This window comes from Blautia obeum ATCC 29174 (assembly GCF_025147765.1).
Taxonomy (GTDB): domain Bacteria; phylum Bacillota; class Clostridia; order Lachnospirales; family Lachnospiraceae; genus Blautia_A; species Blautia_A obeum.
On sequence record NZ_CP102265.1, the window covers coordinates 792,851 to 812,498 of the forward strand.

Genomic DNA, 19,648 nt, shown 5'->3' on the forward strand with positions numbered 1-19,648 from the left:
CGTTACTTTTTCATTTATCATCAGATTTAGATTTATTTTTGATTTTCGGTGGTTGGTAATGATACACCGCTTCATAGGATTCCAGCTCATCCTCATTTACCGGGCCTGACGGAATCAGCCCAGTACAGTCCTGGGTAGATGCTGCATTTGAGAGAAAATCATAAGAATCAGTGACCTCCTGGTTCGTAGGAGTCTTTGGTTTTGTAGAAGAATTTTTTGACATAAATAACCTCCATGGTATACAAATTCAGACTTAAAAAAGTCTTGAAGATTAGTATATCCTGGAGGTCGTTTTTTTATGCTGGCATTTTGTGGTTGTAAAAAACTCTCGATATAGTACAATTAGTTCCAAAGAAAAAGGGGAATGACAAATAGAAAAAAGGAGGAAGACATGATGACAAGAATTGGACAGATGATATTCAATGATGGATATGCAAAAGGATTTAAAGAAGGACTTGCAGAAGTGAGGGGTAGAGAATATGGAGCGTGAGGTTGAACGTATATGTCTGCTTCTATCGAAGCTTTTAGATGAGAATCGTTTGGATGACCTGTTGAGAATAATAGAAGATGATGAATATATGGAACAATTGATGCGAGAGTTCAATATTTTATGAAAAAAGTATTTTCACAAGATTTTAGTTCATTCGCCAATAAATTTTTTGATACAAATCAAATAGAACCTATGTTATAGTGATAATAGAAAGAAAGGATGGCAAACGGTGGAACAAAATAAAATTAAACCGGATACCATACTAAAGAATTTTTGGAAAGACAATCATCATTTTGCAGATTTATTTAATGCCGCGTTGTTTGAAGGTGAACAGGTATTAAATCCTGCAGATCTTTTGGAAGTGGACACAGATGTTTCTTCAATTCTAAGATTTAATGGTCATGCTGAGACAGTACAGAAAGTATTGGATGTTGTAAAGAAAACAGCATATGGTATTGATTTCGTAATCTGAGGATTAGAAAATCAGGAAAAAATTCATTATGCAATGCCACTTCGACACATGATAGGAGATGCATTCTCTTATTTGAAAGAGTATCAGGAAATTGCGGCAAAAAATCGTAAAGATAAAAACTTTGCGTCTCCAGATGAATTTCTTTCCAATATGAAAAAAACAGATCGTCTGCATCCAGTAGTAAGCCTATGTGTTTATTATGGAGAACATCCATGGGATGGACCTTTGTGTCTGGTAGATATGTTGGAGCTTCCAGAAAAAATCAGACCTCTTGTATCGGATTACAAGATGAATTTAATTGAACTAAGGACAAGTGGAACACTCCAGTTTCATAATCAGGATGTTAATACAGTATTTGATATTAGTCGAGCTATATACGAATGCGATTATGATAAAATAAATACTGTGTATGGGAGAATGCAAATTACATCAGAACTGGGAGTTGTGATTGGTGCGATTACACAGTCACAGAAGCTGATAGACCATGCTTTGAAATTGGAACAAAATGGAGGTCAGGTTAATATGTGTAGTGCATTGGAAGAGTTAGAAAAAAAGGCAGAACAAAAAGGGATGATTAAGGGGACGATCAAAACTTGCAAAAAAATTAAATTAAGCAGAGAAGAGACAACTAAGAATATTATCGAAGAATTTTCTTTATCCAATGAAGAAGCAGAGAAATGTATGGAAATGTATTGGTAGCATGTGGCATATGGTAATAGAAGAGCCCGGAGGGATGACCTCCGGGTTCTTCTATTGTGCCTCCAGAGCATTAATGTAACCTTCCAAATAAGAAGTGATACGCTCTTTTCCAAGGGAATCCAGTTTTCTGTACAGGTTGATCAGACGTGTTTCATCCTGGGCCAGACTGTTGGTTTCAATACGCTCATATCTGGTATCAGAAAGACCAAGAATATAATCAATAGATACGCCAAAGATATTTTGCAGTTTGATAAGAGATTTTACACTGGGATAATATTTTTCCATTTCATATGCGCTTATTGTTTCCTGAGACACTTCCAACTCAATACTGAGTCGGATCTGTGTGATTTTTTTTTCCTCCCGTAATTCTCGTATACGATTCATTTTTTTCTCCCTTACAACTAGGCTCATATTTAATCATATTATACAAGCTGAACTTGTACACATTAGAAGGCGAAACTATACTTTGTATAAGCTGTACTGGTGAGAATATGAATACAAGTACAACTTGTATAAAATAGATGCTGATGCTATAATAAAAAATAATTAATTCAATGTGATAAAGTGATAAGAAAAATATTTAAACAGGGAGGAAAATGCGTATGAAATGCCCAAAATGTGGAACAACAGTCAAGGATGATGCCAAGTTCTGTTTTGCCTGTGGAGCCAAACTGGAACAGCCAAAGGCATTGGCTGAACCAGAGAAAATAGAAGTACAGCATGTAAAGATGAAGCCGGAGGCACCGAAAGCTAAGAAAAAAGGTAACAACAAGAAGGTCGGTAAGATTGTGGTCGCAGTCGGAGTATGTGCGGCAGTTGTAGTGGTGGGAGTTAATATTGTTCCGCGGCTGACACAGACAGATAATCCGTGTGTGTATTTGTCAGATGGTTCTTATAATCTTCTGACAAAAATGAAAAAAGACAGTGGAGTGGATTTCGCGGATGGTGTATCAACTGCCGTGTTTGAGAACTCACCATATACGATTAAAGGTCGGACTCAGTTTTCACCAAGTGGAAAGTATCTGTATTTTTATAATAATTATGATGGTAACGGTGGAACTTTATGCAGAATCAGATGGGATAAGATAAAGAAAAACTCTTCAGGCAGTCGTGATTATGAAAATATTGAAACAATAGGTTCAAATATATCGGATACTTATAATATATATAGACTGATCTCGGATGACGAAGTAATTTATAAGGATACATCTGACAGCCTTTATTATTATAACGGAGAAGAAACGACAAAGATTGCCAAACAGGCTGCAGATTTCTGGGTAGATGAAAACGGCAGAATTGTCTATACAAGAAAAGATGATGAGAGTGGTGAGGTTTGTACCTTATTTGGTGTTACTACGAAAGAGCCGGATAATAAAATTAAACTGGCTTCAAATATTGCGTGGGTGGTCTGTGCGGATGATTTAGATAATATTTTTGTGCGTACGAATTCCGGAGAGGATAATATGGGAGTCGGCGTTGCCGGATTTGACCGAGATTTCCAGGTGCTCAGTAAAAACTCAGAGGTTCTGTCATATAAAGATGACTGTATTTATTATACCGATGATAGTGGAGATTCTCTCAGTTTGTATGATTATGTAGAAGGAACAGATGTGATAGATACATTAAAAGAACCTGTGGAAGAAGACTATCAGATTACACAGGATAAGTACGAGATGCTGGATGAGTACAGTACATTAGAAGACTACGAGGCTATTTATACATCGTGTACAAAGGAATCCATGTTCACACCAGATGGAGAAAATCTGGAGGATCAGCCGGAAGCGGAATTTCAGGCATTTGTAAAAAAATATAAAAATCTTGAAAATGAAGATGGATATATTCAGGTTACAGACGAGATTAAAGATGAACTGAAAAATCTGGCGGCTCTTTATGGAGAAGGCTATGAAAATGAATGGCAGGAGTTATGTTTCGGGAAGAAAACAGAAACAGTGACAGACGAGGATGCATATAACGAAGCATGGGATAGATACTACAAATTGTATTCTGCGGAAGATTTATGTGCACAGCTTAAAGATGAAAATAATGCATTTCCATTGAAAATATTGTATTGCTACAAAAACGGAGAAACCAATGTAATTAGTAAGGATGTCCTGCAGGCGTATAGTTTAAGCAACTCTATTATATATAATACGAAAGATATGGTTCAGGAGAAAGTTAAATTAGAAGATATTAATGATATCAGTGATGTAAGAGAACTGTTCTGGATTGATTATGGCAAACAGAATTATTTTATCAGATTATCTGATGATAAACAGCTTCAGATGTCAACAGAAGGTGCGAAATACTGCAAAGATCAGATGGATACAGACTGGGGATCCATTTCATTTGCAGGAAACAGTGTTTATATAAATGTCGAAAATGAAAAAACAGGTATTGCGTCTATAAAGGGAGATACAATAGGAGCTTTTGATACGATAGCAGAGAAATCTACAACGCTTAGTGCTACAGAAACAGAATGTTATTATGTGACAACAGAAAATCCAGATGACTATTATGTTGATTTATATTCTGACAAAGATGGAAAGAGTACGCTGCTGGCGCAGGATATTACTTTGCAGTCAGTTTCTGTTTATGAAGATGGACAGATTTTGGCAAGTACAAGTCCATACAATAATAATGGATATGAACTCAGTACACTTGGAAAGAAGGGAAACATGAGTTATCTGGCTGATGACGTCAGTGCTTATTTACGTCTGGATGAAAAAAATCTTTTGTATATTTCAGATGGTGATCTTTACCTTTACGATGGTGAAGATACGGAACTGCTTGCCTATGATGTTGACTGTATGTGGAGCAGAAAATCAATGAATACGAAATTTACGTATTGATTAATTGAATTGGTATAATCTGGGAGAAAAAAACTATGAATAAAAAATTACGAAAAAACCTGGGTATCTTTCTTATTTCTCTTTCCTCGGCCACAGTACTGTTGGGGTCGGGAAGTGAAATCGAAGCCGCAAAGCGTAAAGATTATTCTTTGAATGGGGATAAGAATGAAACTGAAGATGAGAATAAAGATTTTGAAGAGCAGGTAAAAGAGTTTTATGAAAATAATATCCGGACTTATGTAGAGAAAATCGACGAGGCAAGCGCATTCCATAATGGAATGGCCGAGATCAAATTCTGGGTCGGAGATATGTCCTATCGAGGTTTTATTGATACAGAGGGAAAGATGAAATTTTATATTCCCCTGGAATCTGGAAATTACAGTGAAAACACAGGCCTGGACAATGGATATGTGACGCATTTTATCAATGACACCCTCTTCGTGATCGACTCGGAGGGAAATATTTTAAGTCATTATGATAAGAATCAGGTAGTCTGCTATGGCGGCGGATATACCTGGGTCAGAGAAGACAGCAGTAATGACTGGAATGATGCCGGAACCTGTAAATATACCTTTTATGATCCAAGTGGTGCAGAAGTACAGGATGTAAGCTTTTCGGTCAGCAATGATCAGAGTTATCAGGAGTCATTCCGCTATCATGGGGATGGTGCCTTCTCTTACCAGACAATGGAAAATGAAGTCAACGATACATTTTGCTTTTATTTTACGGGAAACGCACAGAAGCAACAGTACAATACATCATTTATGCGAGACAGAGATGACCAGTTTGAGAGCGGTTATGTGTTGGATCTTTACCAGGACGAAGACGGAATGTGTCATATAGAACGGATGAGTAATCAGGGCGAATATCAGGACATCGTGATTCCAAAGGAATGCAGTACAGAGGACGGTGCCAGCTGGTACATACGTGGAAAATCAGAAAATTACATTCTTCTGAGCGATTCTACAGGAACACTGGTTGCATATGACATACAAAACAGTGCATTTCAGAGATACACAGGACAGTATGCCGGTTCTCTGAACTGTGATTACAGCGGACTGCAGGGAAATGTGATCGCTGTAAAAATCTATGGAAAAAATGACAAAGATTATGTAGGTCTGATCAATATAGAGAATATGACAGAAATTGGAGAACCGATAGAGACCAATGATTTTCAGCTAGCAAAAGAAGTACTGATCACTTACTGGGATGATAAGAAAGTCATGTATGATCTGAATGGAAATGAAACGTTTACCTGTGGTTATTATGCAGACGTTTACAGTGCAGGTGAAGGTGCTACAGTCATGAGTGATGATTCAGGTTACCACTATGTAAAGAGTGATGGCTCTGATTTCTTCCCGGACGGAATTGATTATGACAATGCCCGAAATCTGGACGTGGATCTGCGCAAACAGACAATAGGATAAAACAATTACGTAATTTTGATGTATGGGAAAGAAGGAAACAGGTATGAAAAAAACAATATTGGTGTCTGCAGGATGGATACTTGCAGCCGGTATGATTGGGACAGCACTTCCCGGACAGGCAGTCCTGGCAGCGAAGAGAGTGACATCCGAAAGTGGGGAGACTTCATCGGAGGGGAAAAGCAGTGCCAATGCCGGGCAGAAGGCAGGCAAGATTGAAGGACTGAATTATATTGGTGGCAAGACTTATACCCTTAATCTACAGTACTCCAAGGAAAATAGCATGACAGGAGAAGCGGTCGGAGAAACTGGAGTTTTGGCTGCGGTTTCACGTGATTTTGATTACGACGGGGCAGACGAGATTTTCAGCGTTTCATACAAAGACAGTACGAATTCTCCAACCGGACGGGCAATTACATTTTCCATTTTGAAAGAAACAGATGGGGGATGGAAAACGGTATCCGAACAGGAAATGCTGTATCTGGACTATCAGGGAAACTATCGTGAAATGAGTGGAATGAGCGGAGGCACAGCGTTCAGTGAAGTTTCTGTTTTTCTGCGAAGACTGGATGAACAGTATCAGTTTTTCTATGAAGTTTACGAGGAAAGTTCTGTTGCAACGGGCCAGTCCTGGAATATCCAGGGATTTTATCTGGACGGTGACGAACTGAAAAAAATGGAGACATCGACAGACATATTTTACGAAGGTTCCCCGATCAGTGAGTTATGGGATTCAAAGGCTGCTGCAGAATCAGGAGAAGACTGGGCATTAGAGAATGCCAATATCATAGATGCATACGAAAACCTCATTTTTTCAGATCCTAATATCAGTTTTGATCATATGACGGTAGATCAGAATCAGGGAATGTATCAGGTCTTGCGAATGAAAAAGGGAAGTCTTGTTTCGGATGAAGAAAGAAGCCAGTGGATTTCTGGATGTTATAACGGAGATGAAGCAAGGTCAATGAAATGTTACTCATACAAGATTAATGATCTGAGCAATGAAATCCCAAATATTATCCAGGGTTATCGGACGGATGTAATCTTTGATGAAAATGGGACAGCGGAATCCTCTGCGGCAGATACAACAGATACAACATCAGAGTTCATTATTCCGGACTCCGACAGCCGTTACCTCAGCCGCGAGGAACTCAGTAATATGAGCCTGCAGCAACTGAATTACGCCAAGAATGAGATCTACGCGAGAAAAGGAAGAGTTTTTCAATCGCCGGAATTGCAGAATTATTTTGGAAGCAAATCCTGGTATCACGGCTCGATTGCAGCAGATGACTTTAAGGATTCTACCATGCTTAACGATTATGAGAGAGCAAATACAGAGCTTCTCAGTAAGGTGGAGCATGAGCTTGCACCGGATGGCTATCAGCTTGATAAATAAAAAGATAAAAGACAATATGTCTGTAATCTGTATTTGATAAGGAATGGAAGAGAAAGAGATGCTTACAGAGGAGATAACACTCAGACTTGTAAAAGAAATAAAACGTTTTCTTCTGGAAGATGCACTTGCCCTGAGCAGATCCAGTGATGAGCAGCTCATGGTCAGAATCAAGGAAATCATAGACCATAAGCTCGTTCATTACGAGATCACCCCGCAGGAACGGGAAAAGATTGCCAGAAGAGTGTTCAGTTCCCTGCGAGGACTTGGGATTCTGGATGAGCTTCTGGATGATGACAGCATTACAGAGATCATGATCAATGGACCCGAAAATATCTTTGTTGAGAAGGATGGACAGATTTATCGGTATCGTCGGCAATTTGAAAGTGAACAGCATCTGCTGGACATTATCCAGCGAATCGTAGGAGAAGCCGGCAAAGAAGTCAACCAGGCAAATCCTATTGTGGATACGAGAATTCAGAAGGACGGATCGCGTGTAAATGTGGTTCTTCCACCAATCTCGCTGGCTGGTCCGGTCGTGACAATCCGTAAATTTTCCAAAAAACCGATGACGGTGGAAAAACTTCTGGAATATGGTTCGATCACACCGGAGGTAGCAGATTTCCTGCAGAAACTGGTAAGAGCAAAATACAATATTTTTATCAGTGGGGGAACCGGATCCGGAAAGACAACATTTCTGAATGCACTTTCCAATTTTATACCAGAGGATGAACGAATCATAACGATTGAGGATTCTGCGGAACTGCAGATTCGTAATATATCCAACCTGGTCAGTCTGGAAACAAGAAATGCAAACACATCGGGCAGAGGAGAGATCACAATTCGTGATCTGATTCGCTCCGCTCTTCGAATGCGTCCTGAGAGGATCATTGTGGGAGAAGTGCGAGGAGCAGAAGCACTGGATATGCTTCAGGCAATGAACACAGGACATGACGGATCTCTGTCTACCGGTCATGCAAACTCTACAAGAGATATGCTAAGCAGACTGGAAACGATGGTACTGCAGGGAAATGCAGGCCTTCCGCTTCCGGCGATACGGCAACAGATTTCCTCCGCACTGGACATTGTAATCCACTTGTCGAGACTCAGGGACAAGTCCCGAAGAACGATGGAGATTACCGAAATTCTGGGATGCAGCGGAGGCGAATACCAGTTGAATCCGCTATTTGTTTTTCAGGAAACACAGGGCAGTACGCTTCATAAGGTTCAAGGGAGACTGATGCGGACCGGAAATTCATTAAAAAATGATTATAAGCTGAGACTGCAGGGAATGAGCAGTCAGATTTAGGAAAAGTATGAAGAAAGAGAAAAGTCGCAGAAACAAGCGAGAAAAAAAGAGTAAAAGAAAACAGAAATATATTCCACAGAAAGCATTATTTGGAAATGGTGAAGATTACTATATTTACCGGATGAGTTTTGTGGAAAAGCTGACAGGCGGGGCGCTTGGTTTTCTGGTCGGAGCATTTGTGTGCATGACATTTTTCCGAAACTTCCTTTTGTCCGGGATAGTGGGAATACTTCTGATATTACCGGGTATCGGCAAATATCGGGAATTTCTGAAAGCCAGAAGACAGAAAGGACTTCTGATCCAGTTCCGTGACATGCTGGAGTCTCTGACTGCATCATATTCTACCGGAAAAAATACGCAGGGAGCTTTTGAAGATGCATATGGAGACCTGGCAGATATTTATGGAAAAAAAGCAGACATTGTGCACGAGATTGAAATGATTGTGAATGGTATCTACAATGGTCAGAATATAGAAGCGTTGCTGAAAAATTTTGCAGAGAGAAGCCATCTGGATGATGTAGAAAGCTTTGCAACGATTTTTGAAGTGTCCAGCCGTTATGGTGGAAATCTCAAAAAAGCAGTGGGAGATACCTATCGGATCATCAATGAAAAGATCGAGATGGAAATGGAGATAAGGACACTTCTGACTGCAAACAAGAATGAGCTGAACATCATGATGCTGATGCCGTTGATCATCATGGTTACACTCAGCGGGATGGGAAGTATGTCCATTGTACAGAATACACCGCTCAATGTCCTGACCAAAGTTATTGCACTGGCACTGTTTGGAACAGCATATTACATTGGCAGAAAAATTATAGATATCAAGATATAGGGGACAAAGATGAATGATTATTTTCAGTTGATTCTTATGATAATATGTACGCCTTTTGCATTGGTATGGATTTGTCTGGCAATAACAAAGGGAAAGAAATATGCTACGTACACAAAGAGTACATTTGCCAGAGAATTTCAGATGAGCAAATTGTTCTGTGTCGGATTTGCACTGATGCCGATTCTGCATATGGGAACAAAGACCAGACGTGCAAAGCTGAAAATCAAAGAGATTGCAGAGATCAAGGGCAAGAAGTATGCGGAATATTACTATTATATTTTGCAGGGCGCCAAGATCACATATGCATATACTGTGTTCCTTGTATTTATGCTTCTTTCGGTCCTGGCGGGAAGTGTGGAGGCGGCACTTCTGGGAGTTATCTTCAGCGTGCTGGTAGTCATGTATATAGACCTATCTTTGCAGGACAAGCTGACAGCCAGAAGGCAGGAGATCCTGATGGATCTTCCACAGGTGTTGTCCAAGCTTACGCTTCTGGTCAATTCGGGAATGGTTCTCCGCGATGCATGGAAAAGAACAGCGATTACAGGAGAGCGTGCATTATATAAAGAAATGCAGAACACCAGTCTGGAGATTGACAATGGAATCATGGAAGCAGATGCATATCGCAATTTCGCAGATCGTTGCAGTGTAAAGGAAGTGCGCAAATTTACGTCGCTGATCTTACAGAACCTGCAGAAAGGTAATGAAGAGTTGGCACTGTTTCTGGGAGACATGTCGACAGAGATGTGGGAAATGAAGAAAAATGAGGTGAAGCAGAAAGGCGAAAAAGCCAATTCAAGACTTCTGCTTCCGGTATTTCTGATCTTTATCGGAATTCTGATACTGATCCTGGTTCCGGTAATGAGCGGATTAGGATAATAAAAGGCAGATGCCGTTTATTATAAATAACAGACATTTCATAAAGGAGGAAAAGAGAATGTTAGAAATGTTGAATAAAATGTGGATTGGAGCAACTTGTAGATTACATAATTTTGTGGAAGATTTCAAGCACGAAGAAAAAGGTGCGGCAGAGATCGTTGCGATCATTCTGGTGATCGTAGTGGTCATTGCGGTCGTAGTTGTTTTCAGAGAAAGAATCATGGATCTTGTAAGTAATACGTTTGATGATGCTGATAAAGTGAAAGATACATCATTCCTTGAAATCGGAAATCTCAAAACACTTCTGTGAATCAACAGAAACAACGTGGCGCCATCATGGTAGAAGCTGCACTGTACTTCCCGATCACCATAGCGGTGGTCATGGCGGTCATCTATCTGGGACTTTTTAAGATGCAGGAAAGCTATTTCTTTTTTCAGGTAGAGAGGGCGGCAGCGCAGCTGGCAAAAGAAATTGCATATCCGGGTTATGAAGGTTTCACTGATAAAGAACCTCTTTCCGATGGGAAAGTAGATTTTTCGTGGGAAGAGCCTTCGGACGAACAGGTACAGTCCTATTATGAAGCGTACAATGGTTCACTGACAAAGATCTATCGTCTCGGTGCGGGCAGTAATACAAAAGAACGACTGGCAAAATACCAGGAATCTTTATGCAAATACAGCACATTACTTTCCGTGGGAACAGCGAAAGCAAGTATCAGGGTGGAGAATAAGTTCATGTCACAATCAGTATTCGCTGAATTGCGATATGAACTTCCGACGCCTGGAATTCTGAGATATTTGGGGATGAAAGATACGATCAGCCTGTATGCGGCAGCATATCAGCCGGTCCTGAACACGACAGATTTTGTGCGGAATGTAGATTTGGCCTGGGATCTTGGAAAGTTTTTTCTGGATAAGCTGGGCATCGATACAGACAAATTTGTAGAGAATTTTAATAAAGTAAAAGAAATAATCTTTTAAACTGGAGGGAGATATATGCGATTTTTCTGTGGAAAAAACCGGGGAGCAATTTCTGTCTTTCTGACACTGATTCTGGTACCGGTTCTGATATTCAGCGGAATAATAGTAGATATCTCCCGCCTTTATGCAGCAAAGACTGTGATTTCAGGCGCGGGGGACCTCACAATGAATGCGGCGCTTGCACGCTATGATAAACAGTTGAAGGATTCATATGGCCTGATCACAATGGCAGATGATCCATCATCCCCGTCGATGAAGACGTACCTGGAACAGAGTTTTCTGGAATCATGTAATGCATCTGCACTGAAAGATACCAAATCCACGGATCTTCATTCCATGATCCAGCTGGAACTGGGCACAGAAGGCGTGGAAGTACAGGGAGTGAAGAATTCTTCTCTGGCTGATACGCAGGTTCTTCAGCAGCAGATTCTGGAATACATGAAATTTCGTGCACCGGTATATATGGTCAGCGATATTCTGGAAAAATTCAAAAAGATGCCGTTGAAAAATATGAATGAAAAGAAAGACTATATCGAAGCAAAGACAGACTATGCAAAAAAAACCAAAGAACTTGGAGAACCATCTGAGAACGCCAAAACGGCAGTAGATGCACACAGTGCTGCGATACAGGGTGTGCAGGGAATGGCTTCAGAGATTTCAGAAGCAATGAATATTCTGGTACAGCAGTCTGTATTTTATCTGGCAGCAGAGTCTTTACAGAAATATCTGGATAATGAAGCATTAGCACCTGTAGGATCCGGTCAGATCAGTTCAGCGGTGATTCGGCAGAATCTCGCCGGTGCAATAGTATGGGATCGGTCAGAAACTGTTTTTGATGAAATAAGGTATGCAGATCTTGTTGCAGCTGTTTCTCTGCTTCAGAATTCTGGAATTGTAGAGCAGGCGATGAATAACGATGAAAGTTTTACGCAGGATGAATGGAATGCTTATGTAAACATAGATACTGTAATACAGCAGAGCATTGCAAATCTTAAGAGTATTTATGAAGATGCAGAAAAAGATTATATAAATAAGATTGAAAATTACAAGTCTGAGCTTCAGACGATGATAAATACAGGAAACGAAGGAATCACCCAGCTGCAAAAGCTGGAAGATGTGTGGGTCAATAAAGTGCAACCGGCGGAAAAAGCGTGTCAGGAACGCAAAGATGATCTGCAGAGCAAAGGGGAAGATATATCCGAACTGAATGAGCTTGAAGAGGAAGAAAACATCAAAATCAATACAGACGATCTGGAAGATATGCTCAATTGTCTGGAGAGGAATACAGAGGAGGCGGAAGGCCTTTTGGAAGAAGCCGAAAAGATGATACAGGTAACGGATCATATAAAAGCAGCACAGATCAACAGCACAGAGGCATGCTCGATTTTTGAACGGGGTGCTGCGGCTGCGGTGAATACATTCTGGGATGATAATGCAAATTTTGGAATGCCGTTACAGGGTAATTACTATTATACAGATCCAAAGGAATGCAATTTTTATAAAGAGTATCTTTCCAAAGTCGGAACAAAATCAGAAGATGAGACGGAGCAGAATGCAAAAGATCAAAAGAAACAGGATGCAGAAGATGCACAGGGAGAATATGATCAGATCCTGGAGGGACTGAATGCACTGGGAAAAGAAAAAAATCTGAAAGATTTTTCCGGCCTTTCTTATCCGGATGAGTTCCCAAGTGGACAAAATAAAATTGGATCGGATATTCAGTCGGCACAGACGGTAAAGAAACTGAACCTGGACAGTGATGATACGACGGTGAATGATGGGGCAGGAAGCCTTTCTGCCATAACGGAATTACTGAAAGGATTGGACAACCTGTCTGGAGAACTTTTGGAGCGTGCCTATCTGATGGAATACATGAGCGAAATGTTTAATTGCATGACAACAAAAGAAAACGATGTTTCACTCAGCAACGACAAACTGAACAGCCATTATATTTATAATGGAGAGATAGAATATCTTCTTTATGGAAATGAGAGTACGATTGTCAATAAGACAGAAGCGACTGCAGTGCTATATTCACTGCGTCTGGCAATCAACAGTGCCTACGTGTTTTTTGACAAGACATTGAATGCCGAGGCGAACAGCATTGCCAGCGGAATATCTGATGCGACCGGACAGGCATGGCTGTATCCGATCATTAAATATTCCTACCTGTTCTGCTGTGCAGTCGTCTACTCCGGTCAGGACTTATCCAGTCTGATGAAAGGGGACGAAGTCGCTGTATGGAGAGCAAACGACAAAGTGAAACTCAATTATAAAGAATATCTGAAACTGTTTCTGCTTGTCTCCATGATCAGTGAGAACAATGAAAAGAAACTTCTGGTCAGGACAGCGGACTGCATTCAGCTGAATACCGGAAAGAGTCTGAGCAGCAAATATACGATGCTGACGCTCCGGGCTGATGTGAAGGCAGAGACGACATTTTTACCAAAAGTTTCGGCACTTCTCGGAAGAAGCAACTCCGATGAAGAGAGTCAGAAGACGATAAAATATCAGGGAATACTGGGGTATTAGGAGCAAAGATGAAGAAAAGACAAAAAGGTTCTATCACAGTAGAAGCAACGTTGTTTCTGCCATTATTCTTTCTGGCATTTGTCAGTATTTACAGTCTGATATCGTTTACCAGAGCACAGCTGATTGTACAGTATGCGGCAGATCAGGCGGCAAAAGAAGTGGCACAGTACAGCTATATTCTGGAAAAGATCGGAATTCTGGATTCTTTGGACGGACTGAATTCCAGGTCAGAGGATTTTGAAAAAAATATAAAGTCTATTGAAGAACAGCTGCAGACAGTTCAGCAGGCAGGAGAAAATGCCCTGAACGGAGAAGATCCTGTAGGTAATACGATAGAAGCCGGAAAAGCAGCGAAGGATGCTTATGGTACGGTCAGTGGTTATGTGGATGATCCAGAATCGTTTATTTCCGGGGTACTGGCAGTGTTCAAAAAAGATGCAATCAATGGCATTTCTACATACATGGTTAATACGGTGGCAAAATCCTGTGTCATGAAACAGTTATCTGTTGCCGGAGGCGGACAGGATCCGTTAACTTATGCGGAAAAACTTGGGATTTCGGATATGAATATGTCAAAGACTGTCTGGTGCCAGAATAAGACGAGAGATATCAAGATCATAGTCGATTTTAATATGAATAATCAGGTACCCTTTTTCAGAATGAAGCCGAGACATTACAGAGTCTGTGCTTCTACACGGGTCTGGTCAGGAGTGTGATGAAGGAGAATATGATGGAAACCGTTATAAATACTACAGCAAAAAAGAAAAAGATATTTTTTCTGGCGTTTCTTCTGACAGAAGTGGTGAGCTGCTTTTTGTTTTATAGGTACGACTACCACTGGACGAAGATTCTTCGATATTTGTGCCTGACAGGATTTATGCTGGTCCTGGCAGTGATCGATCATGAAAAATCAATCGTGCCAAATAAGCTGCTGGTAGCAATGCTGGTCATTCGTGCAGTGCTTCTTGTTATCGAGGTCGCTGTATATCCGGTTTACTGGAAAGAAAAAATGATTTCTGCAGTGGGTGGAATGCTGGTTGGTCTGATACTGTTCCTTCTGGCTTATGTTCTTTCGAGAAAAAGTATTGGACTGGGCGATGTAAAACTGGCGGCGGTACTGGGATGGTACCTCGGGTTATCTCTGATCTGGTGGGATCTGGTAGCCGGACTTTTGCTGGCAGGAATCTATTCCGTGGTACAGCTGGCACGCAAAAAACTGAGTATGAAAGATTCCATTCCGTTGGTACCGTTTCTTGCAGCGGGAACGATCTTGATTTTACTGCTTGGATTTTAGGAGGAAGCTATGAAAAAACTGGTTGTTGTGGCAATGATCTTTTTGCTTGGGACTGCTTGGTGGAGTACGATTGACAATTTCGGAGTAAAAAAGGCGGAATACAGACAGCACATTGCAGCAGCTGAAAAATATGAAAAACAGCAGATATATTATGATGCAGTTCTGGAATACAAAAATGCACTGGAAGAAAACCCGGATCAGGGTGATCTGTGGATAAAAATTGCACAGGATTACAGAAATCTGGGTTCAGATGATGAGTTCGAGGAAGCCTGCAATCAGGCGATCAGTCTCGAGGATGATAAACATGAGGCGTTATTTATGCTTACGGATTATTATCTGGAAGAGGGACGAAGAGAAGATGCGATTGCACTTCTGAAACGGCAGGCAGAAAAGACAAAATACAATGGTGATATCAAAGAAAAATTACAGTCACTGGCAGGAGAAGTGCAGACAGTCAGTGCAGATTATGATGAGATCTCGACAGAGTGCAGTGGATATATGTATGTAAAATCCGGAGATCTGTATGGATTCTTGAACAGCAGCGGACAGGAAATCCTGCGGCCGGAATATCAGTCAGTCGGATTATTTGGAGACTGGGGAGTTGCACCGGTTCAGAAAGATGGGGAAAGTTACTACATTGATACAAATAATTATAAACGCCGGCAGCCGGAGGAAGCTTATCAGTATCTGGGAACAGAGAAGCAGGGCATTATACCGGCAGAGAAAGATGGAAAATGGGGATATCTCAACAGACAGTTTCAGCCGCTGACAGAGTTTATCTATGATGCTGCAACGCCGATTCTGGATGGTTTTGGTGCAGTGAAGCAGGGAGAAAGTTGGGCGCTGATCGGGGATGACCTTCAGATGGCTACAGATTTTGTTTTTTCAGATGTGTTGCAGGATGAATGGGGCTTCTGTTCGAGAAACGGAGTGGCTTTTGTAAAAAGTGGTGAGCAGTACATTCTTGTGGATGCAGAAGGAAAGCAGCTTGGAAGTGAAAGTTATGAAGCAGCGTATCCATTTGTATCCGATCAGCCGGCAGCAGTCATGCAGAGCGGCAAATGGGGATTTGTTTTTATAGATGGCAGTAAGACACTGGAATGTATGTTTGCGGGGGCAAAGAGTTTCTCGGGAATTGGATATGCACCGGTCCAGACCGACGATGGCTGGGGATATATAAAACAGAATGGAGATATTGCAGTGCAGCCTCAGTTTGAAGATGCCAAAGCATTTAACAGCAGAGGAATCGCACCGGTAAAAACAGACGGAAGCTGGAAACTGATTCAGCTGGATATTTATTAGGAGGGACAGCAATGGGATTTTCATTTGATTTTACGGGAGAAAGAAATGTGATTGTATATCAGGCGGAGGCTGGTATGGTATTGGATGAAAATATATACAGATTGTTGAGAAGCGAGCTGATGGAAGAATACATCCTGTCGTTTGAAACAGAAAATACCAGTAGGGAATGTCGGTTTTATTATGACATTACCGGATGCACGAATATGAGAGCCTGGATGGGAGAACATGGATTTCTGGAAAAAAGAAAAATGAAAAAGAAGATTGAAGAGATGCAGAAGCTTCTGACCCGAAATGGAATTCCGAAAGAAATGATTGAACAGGAAATGCAGTATATGTTTGTGAATGATGAGGACGAAGAGGTTCGGCTTGTCTGCATTCCGTTAAGGGAAAATACATATATGGAAACAAAGCGCGGAAAAGCAGAAGACAGCGGATTACCACCACTTCCGAAAGAAATTCCGGTTCCGCCGGAAAATGGAGCAGGCTTTCAGAATTATACAGGTCCGGCAGTACAGAAGAAACCGGAAATGGACAGCCGGAATGAGGTCAGTCGGAATACAGAAAATTGGAATACAGAAGACTGGAATGCACAGGAAGAACTGTATGTTCCGCAGAAGAAGCATTTTTCACATCATACGGAAAATTCACAGCACATGGAGCATTTACAGGATATAGAACCTTTGCAAGACATAGAACCTGTGGACCAGAGATTTTTCAGAGAAGAATCTTTTGCAAAAGAAGACAGCGAGTTCCAGAGGGAGGAACCCGTACAGCATTTTGAGAAACCCGCCGACAGAGATGATGAAGAAGAGGATGGCACAGTACTTTTGTATGATCCGGATGATGAGGGAACAGTTCTTCTTAAAGTACCTCCAAAGATCAACGTCAGACTGATACGCCGTAATACGGGCGAAGAATTTGTGATCAACAAAGAAAGAACCAAGATAGGCAAAAAGGCAGCAGTCGTGGACATCTGCATTCAGGGAAACAAAACGATCAGCAGGGAACACTGCATCATTACATTTGAAGAAGGGGGATTTTTCCTGGAAGACTGTCATTCACTGAATCACACTTATCTGAATAAGACTGAGCTGGAGCCGGAGATTCCGGTCAGACTGGAAACAGACAGTGAAATACAGATGTCAGATGAACTGTTCGATTTTATCATTGAGGAGGGATAAAGATGAAATGTCCAAATTGTAATGGAGAGATTAAACTGGGTGAGAAATACTGCGGTCGATGCGGAAATCCGGTTCCCGATGAAAAGAGCGGAAAAGACGAAAAGAAAACCGGAAAGAAGAATGCGAAACAAAACAGAAGCTCCGGGAAAAAAGAAAAGTCAGGAAAAAATGGAAAGAAAGGTCTCTTCCTGCCATTGGGACTTGGCATTCTGTGTGTATTGATCATTGTAGTTGTAGGCCTCGTGGTAACACCTAAGCAGACAACGGCAGGTAAATTACAGGAAAAAATGGATCTTGGAAATAATTATCTGGAAAAAGCGGATTATGTAAAAGCAAAAGCTGCTTTTTCAGAAGCACTGGAAATTGATGAGAAATCACCGGAGGCAGCACTTGGTATGGCAGATGCCTATAATGGACAGAAGAAACCGGATCAGGCACTGAAATATCTGAAAAAAGCTTCCCAGAATGTAAAAACTGCATCTGAGGAAAAAGATGCGACCCATGTGCCGAAAGATACTGCAGATTTCTCCAGTCATTATGAGAAATCGTGTAACGAGACTGCTGACCAGTATAAGAGTAGTAACAATATATCGAAACAGCAGGAAACAAAAGAAGTTATAAAAGAATTTAAGACAATCGTTATCTATGTGCCGGAAAAGAATCCTTCAACTGATACGCCTGTCCCGGCTAAAAAGGAGACGAAAAAGACTTCGAAACAGATGGCGAAACAGAAAACCAAAGAGAAGGTGACTCCGGAAGAAACAAAAGATTCCGAAGATCCGCTGGGACCAACGGAGAAAAAGGCAGATGACGCTGGCAAGGCGGTCGTTACGACAGAACCTGAAGAAGAACCGACAGTTACGCCGGAAAGCCCAACCCCAACACCGGAAGAAGCGATAGCTGTTCCGGAGGATGAAGTAACACCGACACCAACAGAAGTAATGCCAACACCAACAGAGATAACACCGACTCCAACGGTTTTAACCCCAACACCGACTCCTAAAGAAGAATTCGGCATACCTGTTGCAGAGGAAGAATATGTGTATGATCCGGCAACAGATACAGGGACTTATGTTCCGGTAGGGGAAGATACCGGGGACAGTGGGCAGACAGTAAATAAGCCTGATACATCGGCCAATACTTCAATAGGAGAAATTCCGACGACAGAAACACCAGTGGCGGAAGTACCGGCAGCAGAAACTCCGGCTCAGGAGGAAGCAAAAGAAGATTCTGCAGAAGGAGAAAATGCAGATGAAAAAAATGCAGATGGAGAAATGGTAGAAACGGAAGTTACCGTGGAGGAAGACGGAGAGGAGTCGACAGCGGAGGCTGTGGACGAAAAAGAAATTCTTGACGACTATTCGGATACAATTCTGGAAAAGACTCCAAGAGTTGATTTAAATGGCAAAGATATTCCATACACATATGGAGATGTATCTGCGGTAAATGCAGCACTGAATGGGGTGTTTGGCATGCAGAGATCAGACCTGGATAAAGATGGAAAACCAGAATTGCTCGTGATCGCAATGCAGAATGGGAAGATGACATTTACGGTATACAGAGTTGTAGATGGAGAGGTCAAAGCAGATGCAACAGTGAATGCCACTGATGGAATCGGAACAGCACTTCCGGAAGCTGATTACGGATTTACGCAGGAATGTTTTGGCAAAGAAGATGACGCTGGATGGACAGTAGGTTTTGCATCTTATGTATACGGAACAGATGCAGGTGACGGAACTCCGACTACAAAGTTCAGCATAGAGGCTTATAAGCTTCATGCGGATGGAACGACCATACAGTTGACGGAAGAAGATGCGGCCTCACTGGTGGGAATAGACCTGACAGGAGATCTATCAACGGTATTTGATCCATTGTCTGATGGTCTGGCTACAACGGAGAATGGTCTCCAGGATCTGGTATCGATCGTCGGAAATCTGAGTGCCGGAAGTGAAAATCTTGGCATTAATGTAAAAGATCATACAGTATTTGAGCAGTAAAGGGGAAGGTC

General features: G+C 41.4%; 18 protein-coding genes. 16 read left to right on the top strand and 2 right to left on the bottom strand.

Annotation, left to right across the window (positions count from 1 at the left end; all coding sequences use genetic code 11):
- Nucleotides 1–10 precede the first annotated feature (10 nt).
- Nucleotides 11–223: a hypothetical protein gene (locus tag NQ503_RS03725; RefSeq protein ID WP_005422071.1), complete on the bottom strand. Its 213-nt coding sequence runs from the start codon at nucleotides 221–223 to the stop codon at nucleotides 11–13.
- Between the two features lie 496 nt (nucleotides 224–719).
- On the opposite strand from NQ503_RS03725, the gene NQ503_RS03730 reads away from it, so the two are divergent.
- Nucleotides 720–962 carry a hypothetical protein gene (locus tag NQ503_RS03730; RefSeq protein ID WP_005422066.1) on the top strand — a complete coding sequence of 81 codons (243 nt, stop codon included), beginning with the start codon at nucleotides 720–722 and terminating at the stop codon, nucleotides 960–962.
- 72 nt (nucleotides 963–1,034) lie between these two features.
- Complete coding sequence (locus tag NQ503_RS03735; RefSeq protein WP_259893381.1) at nucleotides 1,035–1,661, top strand: Rpn family recombination-promoting nuclease/putative transposase; 627 nt, start codon at nucleotides 1,035–1,037, stop codon at nucleotides 1,659–1,661.
- A 51-nt stretch (nucleotides 1,662–1,712) separates the two neighbouring features.
- Here the strand turns inward: NQ503_RS03735 and NQ503_RS03740 are convergent, their stop codons facing one another.
- Nucleotides 1,713–2,045 carry a helix-turn-helix transcriptional regulator gene (locus NQ503_RS03740; protein WP_044924754.1) on the bottom strand — a complete coding sequence of 111 codons (333 nt, stop codon included), beginning with the start codon at nucleotides 2,043–2,045 and terminating at the stop codon, nucleotides 1,713–1,715.
- Nucleotides 2,046–2,263: 218 nt separating this feature from the next.
- Here NQ503_RS03740 and NQ503_RS03745 point away from each other — a divergent pair, with 218 nt between their 5' ends.
- Genes NQ503_RS03745 through NQ503_RS03810 form a run of 14 tightly spaced genes read left to right on the top strand, consistent with a single transcriptional unit; the run spans nucleotide 2,264 to nucleotide 19,637 of the window.
- A complete protein-coding gene (locus tag NQ503_RS03745) occupies nucleotides 2,264–4,510 on the top strand; it encodes a zinc ribbon domain-containing protein (RefSeq protein ID WP_044924751.1) in 2,247 nt (748 codons plus the stop codon).
- Between the two features lie 35 nt (nucleotides 4,511–4,545).
- Nucleotides 4,546–5,937, top strand: a complete 1,392-nt coding sequence (locus tag NQ503_RS03750; protein WP_005422059.1) for a hypothetical protein — start codon at nucleotides 4,546–4,548, stop codon at nucleotides 5,935–5,937.
- Between the two features lie 43 nt (nucleotides 5,938–5,980).
- Nucleotides 5,981–7,330 carry a YARHG domain-containing protein gene (locus tag NQ503_RS03755; protein WP_227190300.1) on the top strand — a complete coding sequence of 450 codons (1,350 nt, stop codon included), beginning with the start codon at nucleotides 5,981–5,983 and terminating at the stop codon, nucleotides 7,328–7,330.
- A gap of 58 nt (nucleotides 7,331–7,388) precedes the next feature.
- On the top strand, nucleotides 7,389–8,636 hold the full coding sequence (locus NQ503_RS03760) for a TadA family conjugal transfer-associated ATPase (RefSeq protein ID WP_243037875.1): 1,248 nt from the start codon (nucleotides 7,389–7,391) through the stop codon (nucleotides 8,634–8,636).
- Between the two features lie 7 nt (nucleotides 8,637–8,643).
- Nucleotides 8,644–9,471 carry a type II secretion system F family protein gene (locus NQ503_RS03765; protein WP_005422055.1) on the top strand — a complete coding sequence of 276 codons (828 nt, stop codon included), beginning with the start codon at nucleotides 8,644–8,646 and terminating at the stop codon, nucleotides 9,469–9,471.
- Nucleotides 9,472–9,480: 9 nt separating this feature from the next.
- Nucleotides 9,481–10,350 (top strand): type II secretion system F family protein, encoded by an 870-nt coding sequence (locus tag NQ503_RS03770; protein WP_005422053.1) that lies wholly within the window; start codon nucleotides 9,481–9,483, stop codon nucleotides 10,348–10,350.
- Nucleotides 10,351–10,408: 58 nt separating this feature from the next.
- The gene (locus NQ503_RS03775; RefSeq protein WP_044924748.1) at nucleotides 10,409–10,660 is read left to right on the top strand and encodes a Flp1 family type IVb pilin; all 252 of its coding nucleotides are present in this window, start codon (nucleotides 10,409–10,411) and stop codon (nucleotides 10,658–10,660) included.
- Nucleotides 10,661–10,686: 26 nt separating this feature from the next.
- Nucleotides 10,687–11,331 (top strand): hypothetical protein, encoded by a 645-nt coding sequence (locus NQ503_RS03780; RefSeq protein ID WP_005422047.1) that lies wholly within the window; start codon nucleotides 10,687–10,689, stop codon nucleotides 11,329–11,331.
- A gap of 15 nt (nucleotides 11,332–11,346) precedes the next feature.
- Nucleotides 11,347–13,863: a DUF5702 domain-containing protein gene (locus tag NQ503_RS03785; protein ID WP_005422045.1), complete on the top strand. Its 2,517-nt coding sequence runs from the start codon at nucleotides 11,347–11,349 to the stop codon at nucleotides 13,861–13,863.
- Nucleotides 13,864–13,871: 8 nt separating this feature from the next.
- Nucleotides 13,872–14,579, top strand: coding sequence for a TadE/TadG family type IV pilus assembly protein (locus NQ503_RS03790; RefSeq protein WP_005422043.1), 708 nt, complete (start codon nucleotides 13,872–13,874; stop codon nucleotides 14,577–14,579).
- Nucleotides 14,579–15,157 (top strand): prepilin peptidase, encoded by a 579-nt coding sequence (locus NQ503_RS03795; RefSeq protein WP_005422042.1) that lies wholly within the window; start codon nucleotides 14,579–14,581, stop codon nucleotides 15,155–15,157. The genes NQ503_RS03790 and NQ503_RS03795 overlap by 1 nt, the downstream gene beginning before the upstream one ends.
- Before the next feature lie 9 nt (nucleotides 15,158–15,166).
- Nucleotides 15,167–16,459: a WG repeat-containing protein gene (locus NQ503_RS03800; RefSeq protein ID WP_005422040.1), complete on the top strand. Its 1,293-nt coding sequence runs from the start codon at nucleotides 15,167–15,169 to the stop codon at nucleotides 16,457–16,459.
- An 11-nt stretch (nucleotides 16,460–16,470) separates the two neighbouring features.
- Complete coding sequence (locus NQ503_RS03805) at nucleotides 16,471–17,640, top strand: FHA domain-containing protein (protein ID WP_005422038.1); 1,170 nt, start codon at nucleotides 16,471–16,473, stop codon at nucleotides 17,638–17,640.
- Between the two features lie 2 nt (nucleotides 17,641–17,642).
- Nucleotides 17,643–19,637, top strand: coding sequence for a tetratricopeptide repeat protein (locus NQ503_RS03810; RefSeq protein WP_005422036.1), 1,995 nt, complete (start codon nucleotides 17,643–17,645; stop codon nucleotides 19,635–19,637).
- Nucleotides 19,638–19,648: the final 11 nt, after the last annotated feature.

Excerpts from the sequence above, each read along its gene's own strand:
- NQ503_RS03725 (WP_005422071.1), bottom strand. The coding sequence starts at position 223 with ATGTCAAAAAATTCTTCTACAAAACCAAAGACTCCTACGAACCAGGAG.
- NQ503_RS03740 (WP_044924754.1), bottom strand. The coding sequence starts at position 2,045 with ATGAATCGTATACGAGAATTACGGGAGGAAAAAAAAATCACACAGATC.
- NQ503_RS03745 (WP_044924751.1), top strand. The coding sequence starts at position 2,264 with ATGAAATGCCCAAAATGTGGAACAACAGTCAAGGATGATGCCAAGTTC.
- NQ503_RS03750 (WP_005422059.1), top strand. The coding sequence starts at position 4,546 with ATGAATAAAAAATTACGAAAAAACCTGGGTATCTTTCTTATTTCTCTT.
- NQ503_RS03755 (WP_227190300.1), top strand. The coding sequence starts at position 5,981 with ATGAAAAAAACAATATTGGTGTCTGCAGGATGGATACTTGCAGCCGGT.
- NQ503_RS03760 (WP_243037875.1), top strand. The coding sequence starts at position 7,389 with ATGCTTACAGAGGAGATAACACTCAGACTTGTAAAAGAAATAAAACGT.
- NQ503_RS03765 (WP_005422055.1), top strand. The coding sequence starts at position 8,644 with ATGAAGAAAGAGAAAAGTCGCAGAAACAAGCGAGAAAAAAAGAGTAAA.
- NQ503_RS03770 (WP_005422053.1), top strand. The coding sequence starts at position 9,481 with ATGAATGATTATTTTCAGTTGATTCTTATGATAATATGTACGCCTTTT.
- NQ503_RS03775 (WP_044924748.1), top strand. The coding sequence starts at position 10,409 with ATGTTAGAAATGTTGAATAAAATGTGGATTGGAGCAACTTGTAGATTA.
- NQ503_RS03780 (WP_005422047.1), top strand. The coding sequence starts at position 10,687 with ATGGTAGAAGCTGCACTGTACTTCCCGATCACCATAGCGGTGGTCATG.
- NQ503_RS03785 (WP_005422045.1), top strand. The coding sequence starts at position 11,347 with ATGCGATTTTTCTGTGGAAAAAACCGGGGAGCAATTTCTGTCTTTCTG.
- NQ503_RS03790 (WP_005422043.1), top strand. The coding sequence starts at position 13,872 with ATGAAGAAAAGACAAAAAGGTTCTATCACAGTAGAAGCAACGTTGTTT.
- NQ503_RS03795 (WP_005422042.1), top strand. The coding sequence starts at position 14,579 with ATGAAGGAGAATATGATGGAAACCGTTATAAATACTACAGCAAAAAAG.
- NQ503_RS03800 (WP_005422040.1), top strand. The coding sequence starts at position 15,167 with ATGAAAAAACTGGTTGTTGTGGCAATGATCTTTTTGCTTGGGACTGCT.
- NQ503_RS03805 (WP_005422038.1), top strand. The coding sequence starts at position 16,471 with ATGGGATTTTCATTTGATTTTACGGGAGAAAGAAATGTGATTGTATAT.
- NQ503_RS03810 (WP_005422036.1), top strand. The coding sequence starts at position 17,643 with ATGAAATGTCCAAATTGTAATGGAGAGATTAAACTGGGTGAGAAATAC.